20 protein-coding genes are annotated in these 15084 nt (G+C 46.0%); 5 read left to right on the top strand and 15 right to left on the bottom strand.

The genetic code is table 11. The annotated features are described in order from the left end of the window. Together artQ and artM are read left to right on the top strand one after the other, a co-directional pair. Complete coding sequence (gene artQ / locus VTH8203_RS09415; protein WP_096993445.1) at positions 1–693, top strand: arginine ABC transporter permease ArtQ; 693 nt, start codon at positions 1–3, stop codon at positions 691–693. Further along, on the top strand, positions 690–1361 hold the full coding sequence (artM, locus tag VTH8203_RS09420) for an arginine ABC transporter permease ArtM (protein WP_096993446.1): 672 nt from the start codon (positions 690–692) through the stop codon (positions 1359–1361). The genes artQ and artM overlap by 4 nt, the downstream gene beginning before the upstream one ends. 73 nt (positions 1362–1434) lie before the next feature. Here artM and VTH8203_RS24860 read toward each other — a convergent pair whose 3' ends face one another. The 3 genes from VTH8203_RS24860 to curA form a co-directional block, all read right to left on the bottom strand. Next, complete coding sequence (locus VTH8203_RS24860; protein WP_208617729.1) at positions 1435–1845, bottom strand: hypothetical protein; 411 nt, start codon at positions 1843–1845, stop codon at positions 1435–1437. Positions 1846–1902: 57 nt separating this feature from the next. Next, complete coding sequence (locus VTH8203_RS09430) at positions 1903–2745, bottom strand: MaoC family dehydratase (RefSeq protein ID WP_158296106.1); 843 nt, start codon at positions 2743–2745, stop codon at positions 1903–1905. A 166-nt stretch (positions 2746–2911) separates the two neighbouring features. Next, the gene (gene curA, locus VTH8203_RS09435) at positions 2912–3943 is read right to left on the bottom strand and encodes an NADPH-dependent curcumin/dihydrocurcumin reductase (RefSeq protein WP_096993448.1); all 1032 of its coding nucleotides are present in this window, start codon (positions 3941–3943) and stop codon (positions 2912–2914) included. A gap of 194 nt (positions 3944–4137) precedes the next feature. Between curA and VTH8203_RS09440 the strand changes: the two genes are divergently transcribed. The 3 genes from VTH8203_RS09440 (at position 4138) to VTH8203_RS09450 (ending at position 5940) form a co-directional block, all read left to right on the top strand. Beyond that, positions 4138–4293, top strand: coding sequence for a DUF3012 domain-containing protein (locus VTH8203_RS09440; RefSeq protein WP_096993449.1), 156 nt, complete (start codon positions 4138–4140; stop codon positions 4291–4293). 62 nt (positions 4294–4355) lie between these two features. Next, on the top strand, positions 4356–5543 hold the full coding sequence (locus VTH8203_RS09445; RefSeq protein WP_096993450.1) for a hypothetical protein: 1188 nt from the start codon (positions 4356–4358) through the stop codon (positions 5541–5543). A gap of 43 nt (positions 5544–5586) precedes the next feature. After that, the gene (locus VTH8203_RS09450; protein WP_096993451.1) at positions 5587–5940 is read left to right on the top strand and encodes a RidA family protein; all 354 of its coding nucleotides are present in this window, start codon (positions 5587–5589) and stop codon (positions 5938–5940) included. A gap of 101 nt (positions 5941–6041) precedes the next feature. On the opposite strand, the gene VTH8203_RS09455 is transcribed toward VTH8203_RS09450, so the two are convergent. The 12 genes from VTH8203_RS09455 to urtC form a co-directional block, all read right to left on the bottom strand. Continuing rightward, entirely contained in the window at positions 6042–6443 is a 402-nt protein-coding gene (locus tag VTH8203_RS09455; RefSeq protein WP_096993452.1) for a DUF4345 domain-containing protein, read from the bottom strand. 99 nt (positions 6444–6542) lie between these two features. Beyond that, a complete protein-coding gene (gene ureG / locus VTH8203_RS09460; RefSeq protein WP_006074664.1) occupies positions 6543–7166 on the bottom strand; it encodes an urease accessory protein UreG in 624 nt (207 codons plus the stop codon). Positions 7167–7195: 29 nt separating this feature from the next. Further along, on the bottom strand, positions 7196–7906 hold the full coding sequence (locus tag VTH8203_RS09465; protein ID WP_096993542.1) for an urease accessory protein UreF: 711 nt from the start codon (positions 7904–7906) through the stop codon (positions 7196–7198). A gap of 33 nt (positions 7907–7939) precedes the next feature. Then, on the bottom strand, positions 7940–8521 hold the full coding sequence (locus tag VTH8203_RS09470; RefSeq protein WP_096993453.1) for a HupE/UreJ family protein: 582 nt from the start codon (positions 8519–8521) through the stop codon (positions 7940–7942). Positions 8522–8562: 41 nt separating this feature from the next. Beyond that, positions 8563–9015 carry an urease accessory protein UreE gene (ureE, locus tag VTH8203_RS09475; RefSeq protein WP_096993454.1) on the bottom strand — a complete coding sequence of 151 codons (453 nt, stop codon included), beginning with the start codon at positions 9013–9015 and terminating at the stop codon, positions 8563–8565. Between the two features lie 34 nt (positions 9016–9049). After that, positions 9050–10753 carry an urease subunit alpha gene (ureC, locus tag VTH8203_RS09480; protein WP_096993455.1) on the bottom strand — a complete coding sequence of 568 codons (1704 nt, stop codon included), beginning with the start codon at positions 10751–10753 and terminating at the stop codon, positions 9050–9052. Positions 10754–10784: 31 nt separating this feature from the next. After that, on the bottom strand, positions 10785–11120 hold the full coding sequence (locus tag VTH8203_RS09485) for an urease subunit beta (protein WP_096993456.1): 336 nt from the start codon (positions 11118–11120) through the stop codon (positions 10785–10787). Positions 11121–11130: 10 nt separating this feature from the next. Continuing rightward, positions 11131–11433, bottom strand: a complete 303-nt coding sequence (gene ureA, locus VTH8203_RS09490) for an urease subunit gamma (RefSeq protein ID WP_006074658.1) — start codon at positions 11431–11433, stop codon at positions 11131–11133. Between the two features lie 34 nt (positions 11434–11467). Next, on the bottom strand, positions 11468–12391 hold the full coding sequence (locus VTH8203_RS09495) for an urease accessory protein UreD (RefSeq protein WP_208617730.1): 924 nt from the start codon (positions 12389–12391) through the stop codon (positions 11468–11470). Further along, on the bottom strand, positions 12388–13083 hold the full coding sequence (gene urtE, locus VTH8203_RS09500) for an urea ABC transporter ATP-binding subunit UrtE (protein WP_096993457.1): 696 nt from the start codon (positions 13081–13083) through the stop codon (positions 12388–12390). Before urtE ends, VTH8203_RS09495 begins: the two co-directional genes overlap by 4 nt. Before the next feature lies 1 nt (position 13084). Further along, complete coding sequence (gene urtD / locus VTH8203_RS09505) at positions 13085–13936, bottom strand: urea ABC transporter ATP-binding protein UrtD (RefSeq protein WP_096993458.1); 852 nt, start codon at positions 13934–13936, stop codon at positions 13085–13087. After that, positions 13933–15081: an urea ABC transporter permease subunit UrtC gene (gene urtC, locus VTH8203_RS09510; RefSeq protein ID WP_096993459.1), complete on the bottom strand. Its 1149-nt coding sequence runs from the start codon at positions 15079–15081 to the stop codon at positions 13933–13935. Before urtC ends, urtD begins: the two co-directional genes overlap by 4 nt. Positions 15082–15084 lie beyond the last annotated feature (3 nt).

Consider the following 15084-nt stretch of genomic DNA (forward strand, 5'->3'; position numbering starts at 1 on the left):
ATGGGTTTAACGGGTTACTCGGCGTCACTCGTACAAGCAAGTTGGGTCACGATCCAACTTGCCTTTGTCAGCCTCTTAGTTGGCTTAGTGCTGGCGATCATTTTTGCTGGTGGCGAGATGTCTCGCCACAAACTCATCTCTTGGCCAACTACTGCCATCGTCACCATTATTCGTGGTTTACCAGAGCTTTTAGTGGTGTTGTTTATCTTTTTTGGTTCGACACAGGTACTTTTTTTACTTACCGGAGACTTTATTGAAGTCAGCCCTTTCTTGGCCGGTGTGATTGCACTTTCGCTAATATTTGCCTCTTATGCAGCTCAAACTATACGAGGTGCTTTAAAGGCGGTACCGAGCGGGCAACGTGAGGCAGGCAGCGCGTTAGGACTAAGTCGTGCACGAGTCTTTTTTAGAATTGTATTACCGCAGGCGGTCAAACACGCTTTACCTGGGCTGACCAACCAATGGCTCGTTCTTTTGAAAGACACGGCGTTGGTGTCTTTGATTGGTGTGACGGACTTGATGAAGCAAGCACAATTAACGTCTGCCGCAACCCACGAAGCGTTTACTTGGTATGCGACTGCGGCTGCCATTTATCTTGCCATCACCTTAATCACTCAAAAAGCGGTCAAGATATTAGATAAGAAATTCTCAACTAAAGAAATGTCATCGGGCAACAAAGGAGTCACAGCATGAACCAACAACATGTTTGGCAAATGATTGATGGCTTGCAAACGAGCTTACAACTGACCGCAGCGGCGTTGTTTGTCGGATGTTTGTTGGCACTACTGATGACACTTAGCTTGATTTTGCGTACACCCGTTATTCATTGGATAACACGAGGTATTATTACGCTTTTCACTGGCACTCCATTATTAGTTCAAATCTTTCTCGTCTACTACGGGCCTGGACAATTTGAAGTTATCAGAGAAAGCTTTCTATGGACATGGCTAAGCCAGCCTTGGTTCTGCGCTATGCTCGCGCTGGCACTTAACACTGCGGCATACAGTACTCAATTATTTAAAGGTGCATTTAACGCAATACCATCAGGCCAATGGCAAGCATGCCGTGCTCTAGGGATGGATATGAAAGCGACGTTACGAGTGCTACTTCCGTTTGCGATTCGCCGAGCTATTCCAGCGTATTCGAATGAAGTGATATTGGTATTTAAAGGGACTTCGTTAGCAAGCACCATTACCATTATGGACATTATGGGGTACGCCCAACGTATTAATGCCCAAACTTACGACACACTCGTTGTGTTTAGTGTCACCGGCCTTTTCTATTTAGCGGTGAATGGCATGCTCACTTTGATATTCAGACAAATTGAGAAGAAAGCATTAGCGTTTGAGACCGTGCCTTAAAAAGTGGAGCTAAGGCTCCACTTAAATCATCACTTTTAATGAAAACACTAAGACGTCAGTAAAAAGCGCAGTTTCAAAGCCTAGGTGTTTGTAGTGTAGTGTTAACGTTGGCGCAAATACGGGGGTAATACCGCCGACTTGAATGCGATTCTGTTCTTTCGTATATCCACTGATTACCCCCCAATCGCAATCCCACCTTTGCCCAAGATTTCCAATCAATTTGGGGATGGTAAGACACAATATATGAGCGAGTATTAAAACTATTCAATAACGTAAACGCCTCAAATTGCTTGTATCGAAAGCCGACAATATAGTTATCCTGATTACGACCTGTCGACTTCAGGTGTTCTGTCCATCCTGCAAACGTGACATCAACATTGCCTTTCCAGTCATCAATTGGCCCGTTTTGTTGGTTATCTTGTTTGGCTAACGCTGCATGACTTGTCGCTATCAGCAAAATTAATAACATTATTTGGCGCATCATTCTGATCTCTTCCGAATACAATACGGAGGACGCTATCCTACAGAATATCACTAACGTTTATTGTCCCAAATTGTATATTAATGTCGTTGTTCTCAGTTGTGATGCATACTCGCTATTATTTGTCATCATTCCGCGAGGATTCATTTCAATCAACGGCTTACCTTCGCTATTAATAACCAGAGTTTTATTGCCTTCTTTAACGATTTTAACTTCTGATGGTAACGATATCGGCCTCTTAAACACAAAGGCGACTGGGTCAGGTAAGGACGCATCAGAGATAAGAGCCTGCAATCTCGCCACCATGTACATTCCATGGATGATAGGGCTATTAAAGCCAAATAGCTTCGCAGACCACTTAGCCAAATGGATAGGATTAAAATCTCCCGACAATCTCGCATACTCTCTCGCTTGCTTTACATCAAGCGTAAACCTTGAAATCTGCGAACGCTCTATTGGTAAACTCGAATTTTTTGCCTTCGAACCACTATGTTTTTGTGGCATCAGCATCAAGTAGCCGGAACGATAAAAAGCCACTTTCCCTCCATTACAGAAAAACGTACCAAGCACTTCGAAAGCGAGGCCACGCTCGGTTCTTCTCTCGTTTTGTAACTCGAGTTTAAATTGATACATCTGCATGGGATCAAGTTCAACCAACTGCTCAAACTCAATATGGGTATGCACGAGTCCTAAAGGTCGAATCGCTGTTCTGCTGTGGGTGAACAGTTGTAATTGTTCATTTTGAGTAGCTACAAATAAAAATGGTAACGGCAAGGATTGTTGATTGAAGCCAAAATAGTTCCGGTAACGTTCAAGGCGCTGTCGATCAAAACGGAAACTGGAATTGGTCAGTGACATTGGTCCAATGTGCGCAGCAGCATCCAGATCAACTCGTTTTAACATTGCTCTAATTAATAACGTCGAATACCGACAACTGGAAGCGTTAATGTGCATTGAAAATCCGTAAACGTAGCATTAGTCGAATATCGCTAGTTTACTCTCTCTGCCGCAAATGAAATAGCGTCTCTTCAAACAGAGACGCTAAATACTATATTAATTGTCGGCGCAATTATTGGGGAGCATTCATTTTGATCACAAGCTTGCCAAAATTCTTACCTTCTAACAAACCAATAAATGCATTGGGTGTATTTTCAAATCCCTCAATGAGGTGTTCCTTGTACTTAATTTTGCCTTCTGCGAGCCACTGCCCCATCTGCGCAGCAAACTCATCATAGCGATGGGCATAGTCGTCAAAAATGATGAACCCTTGCATTTTAATTCGCTTGATAAGTAACGTTGCAACCAGCGTTGACATACGATCCGGCCCTTCAGGTAACGAAGTCGCATTGTATTGTGATATCAAACCACATACCGGAATGCGCGCGCCGGTGTTAAGGAGCGGCATGACGGCATCGAACACTTTTCCACCCACATTTTCGAAATAGACATCAATACCATCACGACAAGTCTCCGCAAGTTGCTGGGCTAAGTCATCAGCTTTGTGGTCTAGACATGCATCGAAACCTAGAACGTCTTTCGCGTATTGACACTTCTCTGCGCCACCAGCAATACCGACCACTTTACAGCCTTTAAGCTTAGCAATCTGGCCCACCGTCGCACCTACAGGCCCTGTTGCCGCGGCCACAACCACGGTATCACCCTCTTTAGGCTGACCGATATCCAAAAGACCCATGTAAGCGGTGAAGCCCGGCATACCCATAATGCCAAGCGCAAATGAAGGATGCGTTGGATTCTTGCCTAATTTTACCAACCCTTCACCATTAGAGACACCATAGTCCTGCCACCCCGTATACGCCAACACCCATTCACCTTGTTCAAAATTGGCGTTATTGGACTGCTCAACCTGACATACTGTTGCTCCAACCATTACATCTTCAAGCGCAACTGGTTCGGCGTACGACTCAGCAGCACTCATTCGACCACGCATATAAGGGTCAAGAGACAGATAAATCGCCTTGAGTAACACCTCGCCTTCTTTTGGCACTGGAATCACTGACGACTCCAAACGAAAACTTTCATTTGTTGGCGCACCTACAGGACGTGATGCTAGGACAATTCTTCGATTGTGTTGTTGTAACATATTGATTCCCTTTCATTCGGTATTTTTCAATAATAGACCAGTCGTCTAGTGGTTTATCCTACCATTCAAGCCACTTGCAAAACCAACAACGAACTTGCTGTCGAGTTTCTTTAGTTAGCCTTCACATGACTTGCCTTGGTTTTTTGAGTTACAATCGCTTTCAATTAGACATCTTCAGAAAACACGAGGGAATGATGAAGAAAATCGCACTGATGTTTTTGCTCACTTTACCGTTGATGGCTTGTACCGAAGTCGGCAGCGAAGCGTGGTGTAAAGACATGAAAGAGAAACCAAAAGGCGACTGGACAGCAAACGAGGCGAGCGATTACGCTAAGCATTGTATCTTTTAGTCAATGAGACTGAACCAAAGTAGCCTTCGATAGTCCCATTAAAAAAAACAATGGGACTTCAAATGATACGTTCAATTATTGTCAGCCTAGCGGGGCTTTCCTTCTGTGCTAATGCCACTGTTAGTTATCAGCTAATCACTAACACAGCTAACCCAAAGCAAGTAACCATTCAGGCAGACACCTCTGATATCGGAACCTTCCAACTTTCCAAACCACGAACGACTCAGTCGCCCGATGTTCCTGATATCCAATGCATCTCAAATGCTGGACAAACATCAAACGTCAGCTACGACACGCCAACTTCTTGCCATCAGTTATCGTGGACGGTCACGTTTCAAGCCAAGACGTCTGACGAATTCGAGCCTGCACAACAAGTTGATACCTATTCGCCTGACGAAGGCTGGTATTTTTTAAGTGAATGGAATTCACTACCGACTATTGCAGGACAAGATATTCAAGTTTGCGATCCAGACAACCTCTGTAGTGCTATGCCAAACTCAGAGCAACCTCCTCTGTTTGTGGTATGGGGCATGCCTCATGAGCGTATGAATATCGGGTCATCGACCGTTATTGTAAAAAGTAATGCCCTGCCATTACTGAAATCTAACGGGTCATGGTTCAACAACCTCACACACCAATTAGATTATCTAACCGACGTTTTTAACAACAAACGACCACAGCAATGGCAACTTATTTATTTTTCCAAGGATAAGAGCCAACGTAATATCTCCGGTGCCGCTGGACATCATATCCTCTTGAGCAACCTACTGACGCAAAAAGGTCAACTAACGAAAGACAGCATGTTTCACCTAGCCAAAGTGACCGCTCACGAATCTGTGCATTTCATTGGCTCGCGCTCATTGCCCGTGTGGGCAGAAGAAGGATTAGCCGAATACTACGCCATCAAGTCATTAAAATTTACCGATTTGAATTACCACTCTTCTCCGATCAAAACATGGGGAAAAGCGGCAAACGGCTTTCAACATCTTGGGAATGTAGGATTAGTAGAAGCGGGTAAAAAAGTGACGCTCGATAAAGACATGCAATACTATCCGCTGTTTTATGTTAAAGCACCTGCTTTCTGGCAAGCTGTCGACGAGCAGCTACAGGCGAACCGCAGTTCTCTTGACGCTTTAGTCCCTTTGTTAAAAACTGGCAATGACTTCGAGCTTCCTGATGAATTCATCAATCAAGTTGTCGATATTATTGGTCATGATAATTGGCAACAAATTACCTTAGCCTACTTGTAACTTTACAGTACAATACTGCGTCTTTTTGATATGAGAAAAAACCATGACAATCAATAGAATAAACCCAGGAAAACGTTGGTCAGATATCACAGTTTTTAACGGCATCGGTCACTTTGTTGAAGTTGCTGAGTCAGACACCTCTGCCGATGTAAAAGGTCAGACACTACAAATCTTAGAACAAGCAGAGCAGATGCTTGCCAAGATGAACAGCGACAAATCGCGCGTTCTTTCCGCTACCATCTTTCTTACTGACTTTGCTAACTTTGATTCATTCAATGAAGTATGGGATGAGTGGTTTGCCGAAGGCACCGCTCCTAGCCGTGCGTGTGTCAAAGCAGAACTCGCCGATCCGAATCTGTTGGTTGAAATAGCGTTTGTGGCCGCTGAACGTCAGTAGTCATTGCGTTGGCAAACCACACGGTTGCCATTTGATACTCACTTTCCTGTGATTATCGTTAGCACAACAAGGAGACCCTTAGCTCTCCTTGTTGTTCGCAACTATTTAAAGTAAAACCTTCTCTTTGGCAGCTTCCAAAGAATAAATAGTCCCCAGAATGTGAAAAAAGCTTCTGCGAGTAAGTACAGCAACATAGTGTCGTTGGGTTGAGACTCAATGGCTATACCCATTGTGCGAGCAAATGCCATAAAGCCGGCCAACAGCGTGGACGCGACCACCGACACTTTCAGTGTTTCGTCTTTTATGACCAGAAGAATGAGAATGATGCCGACTGCGACAGACATACCGCCATAGGTTGCACGCACATCAATACTGGCAGAATAGGAAAACAGAGCGCTGTCGGTGACGCGTTCAAATAACGCATTGGGAGAGAGTGTAAACAAAGCGCCGTATCCAAAAAAGATCAGTGCCGTTATCCAAACCATCAATTTTGCTTGTATCATAACAATCCCGCTAGAGAGACTAACTATAAGAAGTGTAAGCCACAATGGCCAATAATGCGGGATTTTCGTTCTGCGGTTCGTGGTTAAGGGAGCGAATTCTTAACTATGAAACTCAAGCATACCCTCTGTTAAAATGAAGTCGATGATGGTATCTAGTCCCTTGCTTTCTTTAAGGTTCGTGAACACATAAGGCTTCACAGGACGCATTCTTTGCGTATCTTGTTCCATCACTTCAAGTGAAGCTCCAACATAGGGGGCAAGGTCAATCTTATTGATAACCAATAGATCTGAACGGGTAATACCGGGGCCACCTTTACGGGGAATTTTTTCTCCTTCCGCTACATCAATAACGTAGATGGTAAGGTCTGCAAGCTCTGGGCTAAAGGTCGCACTCAAGTTGTCGCCACCACTTTCAACAAAGACCACATCGAGATTTTTGTGGCGCTTTGCCAACTCCTCTACCGCCGCAAGGTTCATCGACGCATCTTCACGAATTGCCGTATGGGGGCAACCACCTGTCTCTACGCCAATAATTCTATCGGGTTCCAGTGCTTCTGCTCGTGTCAGGATTTTGGCATCTTCTTGGGTATAAATGTCATTGGTTACTACGGCGATATGTAACTTATCGCGAATCGCCTTACAGAGTACTTCTAGTAGTGCGGTTTTGCCCGACCCAACAGGACCGCCAATGCCAATTCGTAATGGTTGTTTGTAACTTTCCATAGTCTTTCCTATCTCCTCCGCTGTTTCGTCTAAGAACGAAACAGTCTGGTATATTGTGTTTCGTGTAGGCTGCTGGCGATGGATACCGCAGGAGTAAAGCTGCCAATCATCCACTCTTCGGTCGCCTGTGCAATTGCTAATGTTTCAGCAAAATGGTTTGATAAATTGATAAGTGCCAACTGTCCATCGGTCTGACCTAGTGGCACCAGTTTAACGCCAGCCATCACCAAGTTTTCGGCCCAGCTCCATAAATAGCCTTTTTTTAAATCGGTTAACTCGATATTCCAGTACACCGCAGCGACGCATAGTCCGAGAAGCTGTGTTGCTGGGTAAGCACTGAGTTCAATGTCTGGTAGTTCAACGTCCAGACGCTTGAGTAGCGTATTCAAAGCAAGGCCACGCTGCTGCTCTTCTGCCCGTAACTCTTTGGTTTCTCGACTGCTGTAGAGGCATTCCGTAAGCCGCTGTATTTGTTCGCTATCTTTTGACTCTACCGCCGCATACAAACGTTCAAGGATGGGTAGTTCCAACGTCGCAACACTGTTAAACAGCATATTCGCTAACCAGGTTTCCATTGATTCGCGATTTGTTACCCAGCACGCTTCTACCGCCCACTCTAATCCTTGCGAGTATGTAAACCCGCCAATCGGCAGTGATGGGCTTATCAGCTGAAAAAGCCGGTAACTAGAGACATCACCGCTAACAACGGCTGCATTTGATGTGCCTTTGTCTGACACCATCGCGTCATCTTCTGCTGCGTTTGAGGCCATACATTAAGATGCCATTAAGAATGCAGAACTCAGCGCCGCAACACCAACTGCCATCCAACGTGAAGCGGCTAAATGGCCAATTTGAATTCCGACAGCCATTAACACCGTCGCACCCATCGCCATTCCCATAGAAAACTGACCAAGTGTACCTTGCGCTTCAACGCCGTGAGCGTACCCGTGAAAGAACATCATGCCGATACACAAACCCACAGCCAGCTTCACCATTTGCTGCGATGCGCTAAACACTTGCCAGATGGCTGCACTAACGACAAACAGAGAGGCGACAATGGCTATCTCCACACCAGAGACTAGACCAAACCAATTTCCGGAGAGTAAACCAGCCATAAGAGTTATCAGCGCTCCCACAAGTAAGCCTATCTTCTGAGCTTTGCTTACCGTTAAACACCCTACCAACAAACCGAAGGCAACCAGCATAATAAGGTGATCAATACCTGTGATGGGGTGCAGCAAACCGCTGGTGAATGCCATTGAGTCGTGGCCTGGATGAGCAAAAGCACACGCTGGGGTTAACAATGACAGCGCTGTTGTTGTCTTGAACACTGATTTGGCGAACTTTGATTTCATTGAATATTCCTTTTCTTGTTATTGGGCTTAATAGATATTAATTAGTGAGGATGGTGATGACCGCCACTCTTGCCGCCGTATGCCCCACCTTCTGGCTCGAACGGAGCAAGCTCTACTGAGACAGTTGCGCCTAACCCTTCAACCATTTCATCCAGTACATGATCATGTTGGTATCGAACCCAACCAAACTCGACTTGCAGTGGGACATGTCGATTGCCTAGGTGATAAGCAACGCGGGTTAACAGGTGTAGGTCACTACAATAGATGGAGGAGACTTTTTCCGGCGCAGCTTTAACTTCTACCACTAAACCGCAGCGGCTTTTTAATTGCTCACCACCGCGCAGAATATGGCCTCTTGGCAAAAACAGCCCTGCATCTCGACCATCATCGAGAATCACTTTCAAACGGCTCTTGATTCGACTGTCAATCGGCAAGCTCAAGAAGGCATGGGGCTGAGTCGTGGGTTGTTGGGTAATCTCTACTAGCTCTATCACTGTGTTGTCCTCAATGCTTAACCATCTGTTTTTATTAAAATAAGAAGTAGCGCTGCGCCATTGGCAGTACATCCGCTGGTTCACAGACCAACAATTCGCCATCCGCTCGGACTTGATAAGTCTGGGAGTCCACTTCAATATTTGGCTGCCAATCATTCAGCTTCATATCCGCTTTACTGATGGTGCGACACTGTTTAGCAATACCGATGAGGCTACCCAATCCGAGTTCCTCAGCAATTCCAGCATTTTGTGCCGCTTGAGATACAAACAACATCGACGTGTGCTGAGAAGCCTTTCCATAGCTACCAAACATCGAACGATAGTGAACAGGTTGAGGGGTAGGAATCGAGGCGTTAGGATCTCCCATTGGCGCCATTGCAATCATGCCACCTTTGAGAATAACACTTGGTTTTACGCCAAAGAAAGCCGGTTTCCAAAGCACCAAATCAGCCAACTTACCCACTTCAATTGAGCCAATTTCATGAGCCATGCCATGGGTAATAGCAGGGTTAATGGTGTATTTGGCGATATAACGTTTCAGTCGCAAGTTATCGCTATAGCTTGAGTCTTGCTGCAAACTGCCACGTTGTACTTTCATCTTATGCGCGGTCTGCCATGTGCGAGTAATCACCTCGCCAACTCGTCCCATCGCTTGTGAATCTGAGGCGATCATAGAGAACGCCCCAAGATCGTGAAGAATGTCTTCCGCGGCGATCGTTTCACGGCGGATACGCGACTCGGCGAAGGCAACATCTTCTGCGATCGAAGGAGAAAGGTGATGGCACACCATCAACATGTCCAGATGTTCATCCACCGTGTTTACAGTATAAGGTCTAGTTGGATTGGTAGAAGAAGGCAACACGTTAGACTCTCCTGCCGCCTTAATGATATCTGGCGCATGACCACCACCCGCCCCTTCAGTGTGATAGGTATGAATAACTCGGTCACCAATCGCCCCAAGCGTCGATTCAACAAAGCCCGATTCATTCAATGTGTCGGTGTGAATCGCCACTTGCACGTCCATCTCATCTGCGACGCTCAAACAAGTATCAATAGAAGCAGGTGTGGTTCCCCAGTCTTCATGCAATTTTAAGCCAACCGCACCTGCGGCTACCTGCTCACGTAACGCCTCTGGCTGACTGGCATTGCCTTTCCCTAGCAAACCAAAATTCATTGGGAATTGGTCGAGTGACTCCAACATGCGGTGCATATTCCAAGGGCCCGGAGTACAAGTTGTCGCGTTAGTACCAGTATTCGGCCCGGTACCACCACCGATCATGGTAGTAACACCAGACGCAAGCGCTTCTTCGATTTGTTGCGGACAGATAAAGTGGATATGTGAATCAATGCCCCCAGCGGTAAGAATTGAGCCTTCTCCTGCTAATACTTCGGTTCCGGGGCCAACAATAATATCGACACCGGGCTGAATATCGGGGTTCCCCGCTTTACCAATCGCTGCGATACGGCCGTTTTTCACCGCCACATCGGCTTTAACGATTCCCCAATAGTCGAGGATCAGCGCGTTTGTGATAACGAGGTCTGGCGTTTGACTGCTAGGCAATTGACTTTGCCCCATGCCATCACGAATGACTTTGCCACCGCCAAACTTAACTTCATCACCATATACCGTGAGATCTTTTTCAACTTCTAACCAGAGCTCAGTATCCGCTAAACGAACTCGGTCTCCTACCGTAGGACCAAACATCTCTGCATAGGCTTGCCTAGAAATACTCGCCATTATTCTTCCTTGTTGTTTTGAGTTAGGCGTCTTATAAACTGCCCATGACCTTACCTTGAAATCCGTAGACTTCGCGTTTACCCGCAAAGGCAACCAGCTCCACTGTACGTGATTGTCCGGGCTCAAAACGCGTTGCTGTACCGGCGGCAATGTTTAAACGAAATCCTCGCGTCGCTTCACGATCAAAGCTGAGTGCATTGTTCACTTCGTAGAAATGGTAGTGAGAACCTATCTGAATCGGTCGGTCACCAAGGTTTTCAACGGTCACCGTTACTGTATCTCGCCCCGCATTGAGCTTAATATCGCCTTTTGCGGTTTCAATTTGTCCCGGGACAAAGCCCGAGTACTTTGCTGTCGATGCTGCCATAACTCCCCCGCTAAACAATGGGTTCGTGGACAGTGACGAGCTTGGTCCCATCGGGGAACGTGGCTTCAACTTGCACATCAGGAATCATCGAAGGTACCCCTTCCATAACTTGGTCAGATGTGAGTAAAGTGCGTCCGAAATCCATTAGTTCTGAGACAGTTTTTCCTTCACGTGCCCCTTCTAAAATGGCACTTGAAATAAACGCTACCGATTCAGGATAATTAAGCTTTAGCCCTTTCTCTTTACGCTGTTTTGCCAACATCCCGGCGCAAAAAATCAGCAGTTTGTCCTTTTCTCTTGGGGTTAATTCCATTTAATAACCTTATGTTGTGAATATTGAATTTCGATCAAGTTGCCCAGATTCTTGGAGGCTCAGGACAGTCACCAGTCCAATACTCGCGAACCAACTGCCAGATCTTTTGGAAGCACGCCAAGATCACTTCGCTCCAGTTTCCTAAGGCACGAATAACCAGTAAATTTTCTAACTGGCTCGCAGCAATCAACACTGCACCTTCGTTGTGTTCTTGTTGCATGTTATTTAGCAAGGTCTGTACCAATTGGTAAAAATCCTCATCATCAACTGAAATGTAAACTGTCCCCATCATTTGACAATTCAATAAACCTCTACTTTTCAATAAGTTATCATCACCCCGAACATTCAAACCTTCAGTCAGTAGCAATTGCTTATCAAGATAAACCTCTGTTTTTCCGAGCAAATGACCTGAGCTATATCCCTCATTTAGTGCAGGCCGCCCAAAACAGTGCATTTCCCAGCCCAAAAACTGTGCACCACGCTCCAAATGGATTTCGGTATCAAGGCGAACATGTGCATCAGGAAAAAAGATGTTCTCTTGCGGTAGCCACTCCAAGCGAGAGCCGCTGGCAACATGCAATGTTTGCTTCTGCCTGGCGTATTTAGATTCCGAACGATAAAACTTGGTCGCACCCGGGGTGGTAATAAGTGATTTGGCACCTTGAATGGTATGCACACTGATCTGTAGAGTGTCTCCACCAACGGCTCCTCCGGGAGGATGGAGCAAGTAGGTATGGCAAAGGTTACCCTCTGGATACAGAGGGCGCTGAGTAGCGAGTGGACCTTGTTGAGAGCGGTGTTTTAATACCGTTTTATCGCCGCGATCAATAAAGGTTAAGTCGAGACTCGCTTTCCAACCGAATTGAGTGTGAGCATCTATTACTTGTCCAAGCTGACCCTGAACCGCACTACTTGGATTGGCGTCTATTGTTTGTTGATTTGTCGCTGGTGAACTCATACTGTGAGGTACTCCTTGATTAACGCTTCGTCTAGGGTCGACATCTCACCCGCCGCAACTTGCCTACCACGATCCAGAATGCAGAATTGGTCTCCAACTTTTCTGGCAAAAGGCAGTTTTTGCTCTACCAGCAATACTGTTAGGCCAAGCTTTTCATTCAACATTCTAATGATGTCACCAATCTCTTGGACGATATTGGGCTGTATGCCTTCGGTAGGTTCGTCGAGAATCAGCAGCTTTGGATGAACGACCAAAGCTCTACCAATGGCTAGTTGTTGCTGCTGACCGCCCGACAAATCGCCACCGCGACGATGTAACATCTCTTTCAATACTGGGAATAAATCAAAGATAAATTCAGGAATGCGTCTATCGCCTTTTTCTCGAATCGGCAGACCAACTTCGAGGTTTTCTTGAACGGTCAACATGGGAAATATCTGTCGTCCTTGAGGAACGTAACCAATACCCATACGAGGTCGAGATTCTGCGTCATGCTTAAGTAGCGACTCTCCGTTTAATTGAATATCTCCGCTTGAGACTTTCACAAGCCCCATAACACACTGAAGTAGCGTGGTTTTGCCCACGCCATTTCGTCCCATCAGTACGGTGCACTTACCCTTCGGAATCGACATGTCCAAATCCCACAAGGTATGACTTTCACCATAAAACTGGTTCAATGACTGGATCTGCAACATATTATTCCACTAAATACACTTGTTTTACTTCTGGATGAGATTGCACTTGATCCATGGTTCCTTCCGCCAAGACATGTCCTTGATGGAGCACGGTGACGTGACTGGCAATAGAGCGAACAAAATCCATATCATGCTCTACCACGACCACCGAGTGTTTACCCGTCAGCGAGTTCAATAGCTCCGAGGTGCGATCCATTTCTTGATGAGTCATGCCTGCTACAGGCTCATCCACCAGCAACAACTTGGGGTTTTGCATCAGCAACATGCCGATCTCTAACCATTGCTTTTGTCCATGAGACAAGTTGCCAGCCGTCAACGTGGCATGATCTTGCAAATGAATCAGCGTCAATACTGACTCTAGCTTGTCCTTTTGTTTGCCAGACAGTTTGGCAACAAACGTCCCCCAAACCCCACGAACGCCGGACATAGCCAACTCTAAGTTCTGCCAAACGGTTAGACATTCAATAACGGTCGGTTTTTGAAACTTTCTACCAACACCCGCATTGGCAATTTCAGACTCGTTCATTTTTAACAAGTTAATATTAGAGCCCAACCAGACTTGCCCTGTGTCTGGCTTCGTTTTGCCCGTGATGATGTCCATCATGGTGGTTTTTCCCGCACCATTGGGACCAATGATGCAACGTAACTCCCCCTCTTTGATATATAGGTTCAGATCGTTGATGGCCTTAAACCCGTCAAAGCTTTTGTTGACCCCTTCCACGTACAGAAGGACGTTATGACGAGTATCAATTAGGGGGTGATGATCCGGTTTTAAAAAAGAGAACACTTCGTCTCGACGAGTCAATTCTTGAACTGAGCATTTCAGTTGTTGGGCTCGATGCAGCGTCGTCATACTGTGACCTCCTCTGCCTTAGTTTTCGGGTTAGATGCCTTTTTGCAGATTTGTTGAACTTTGTCGGAGAATAAGCCAATCAAACCTTTAGGGAAATACATCGTTGAGAGGACAAACAACCCACCCAACGCAAACAACCACACTTCTGGAAACTCGACCGTAAACCAACTCTTTGCATAGTTGATCACCAATGCCCCTACAATGGCACCGCACAAGGTAGCGCGACCGCCAAGGGCAACCCAGACAAACACTTCAATGGAGTTGAGAGGTGCAAACTCACCAGGGTTAATGATGCCCACCAGTGGGACATATAAAGCGCCCGCAACACCTGCTATGACTGCCGATAACACAAAGATCCAAAGCTTGATACCATCAACGTCATAGCCCATAAATCGGGTTCGTGACTCAGTATCACGAATCGCCATCGAAACACGCCCCAATCGGCTACTAATGATGGTTCGACAGACCACATAACTCACCACCAAAGCGATGCCAGTAATCATAAATAGCGCAATTTTGGTGGCATCCTGCTGTAAGCTAAAGCCCAAGATGTCTTTAAAGTCAGTGAGACCATTGTTGCCACCAAACCCCATCTCGTTACGGAAAAAAGCCAGCATTAATGCGTAGGTCAAAGCCTGAGTCATTATGGATAAATACACGCCCGACACACGAGAGCGGAAGGCGAGATATCCAAATACGTAAGCCAAAGCACCAGGCACCAACACTACCATCAAACAAGCAAACCAGAATTGGTCAAAGCCCTGCCAAAACCAAGGCAGAGCTTGCCAGTCTAGAAACACCATAAAGTCCGGTAAAATAGGATTACCATAGACACCCCGATCACCAATTTGACGCATCAAGTACATGCCCATGCCATAACCACCTAAAGCAAAAAAAGCCCCGTGCCCAAGACTCAAAATCCCTAGATAACCCCAGACTAAATCCACAGCGAGTGCCAACATGGCGTAACTGAGATACTTGCCCATAAGTGAAATGGTGAAGGTTTCAACATGAAGTGGGTGACCTACTGGCAACAAGGTGTTCGCCAGTGGCACGACAACAACAGCAACTAGGAGAGCCAGAATGGTAAGCTGACCACCCCTATCTCCCCTTAATGCCGATAGAACAAAAGATTTAGATTGCATAGT

Origin of the sequence: Vibrio thalassae (genome assembly GCF_900089835.1) — a bacterium.
GTDB classification, from domain to species: domain Bacteria; phylum Pseudomonadota; class Gammaproteobacteria; order Enterobacterales; family Vibrionaceae; genus Vibrio; species Vibrio thalassae.

Coding starts and splice junctions, on each gene's coding strand:
- urtC (WP_096993459.1), bottom strand. CDS start 15,081: ATGCAATCTAAATCTTTTGTTCTATCGGCATTAAGGGGAGATAGGGGT.
- VTH8203_RS09430 (WP_158296106.1), bottom strand. CDS start 2,745: ATGTTAAAACGAGTTGATCTGGATGCTGCTGCGCACATTGGACCAATG.
- VTH8203_RS24860 (WP_208617729.1), bottom strand. CDS start 1,845: ATGATGCGCCAAATAATGTTATTAATTTTGCTGATAGCGACAAGTCAT.
- VTH8203_RS09470 (WP_096993453.1), bottom strand. CDS start 8,521: ATGAAATCAAAGTTCGCCAAATCAGTGTTCAAGACAACAACAGCGCTG.
- VTH8203_RS09450 (WP_096993451.1), top strand. CDS start 5,587: ATGACAATCAATAGAATAAACCCAGGAAAACGTTGGTCAGATATCACA.
- VTH8203_RS09440 (WP_096993449.1), top strand. CDS start 4,138: ATGAAGAAAATCGCACTGATGTTTTTGCTCACTTTACCGTTGATGGCT.
- VTH8203_RS09495 (WP_208617730.1), bottom strand. CDS start 12,391: ATGAGTTCACCAGCGACAAATCAACAAACAATAGACGCCAATCCAAGT.
- VTH8203_RS09445 (WP_096993450.1), top strand. CDS start 4,356: ATGATACGTTCAATTATTGTCAGCCTAGCGGGGCTTTCCTTCTGTGCT.
- artQ (WP_096993445.1), top strand. CDS start 1: ATGGGTTTAACGGGTTACTCGGCGTCACTCGTACAAGCAAGTTGGGTC.
- urtE (WP_096993457.1), bottom strand. CDS start 13,083: ATGTTGCAGATCCAGTCATTGAACCAGTTTTATGGTGAAAGTCATACC.
- ureC (WP_096993455.1), bottom strand. CDS start 10,753: ATGGCGAGTATTTCTAGGCAAGCCTATGCAGAGATGTTTGGTCCTACG.
- curA (WP_096993448.1), bottom strand. CDS start 3,943: ATGTTACAACAACACAATCGAAGAATTGTCCTAGCATCACGTCCTGTA.
- ureG (WP_006074664.1), bottom strand. CDS start 7,166: ATGGAAAGTTACAAACAACCATTACGAATTGGCATTGGCGGTCCTGTT.
- ureA (WP_006074658.1), bottom strand. CDS start 11,433: ATGGAATTAACCCCAAGAGAAAAGGACAAACTGCTGATTTTTTGCGCC.
- VTH8203_RS09465 (WP_096993542.1), bottom strand. CDS start 7,906: ATGGTGTCAGACAAAGGCACATCAAATGCAGCCGTTGTTAGCGGTGAT.
- artM (WP_096993446.1), top strand. CDS start 690: ATGAACCAACAACATGTTTGGCAAATGATTGATGGCTTGCAAACGAGC.
- VTH8203_RS09455 (WP_096993452.1), bottom strand. CDS start 6,443: ATGATACAAGCAAAATTGATGGTTTGGATAACGGCACTGATCTTTTTT.
- urtD (WP_096993458.1), bottom strand. CDS start 13,936: ATGACGACGCTGCATCGAGCCCAACAACTGAAATGCTCAGTTCAAGAA.
- VTH8203_RS09485 (WP_096993456.1), bottom strand. CDS start 11,120: ATGGCAGCATCGACAGCAAAGTACTCGGGCTTTGTCCCGGGACAAATT.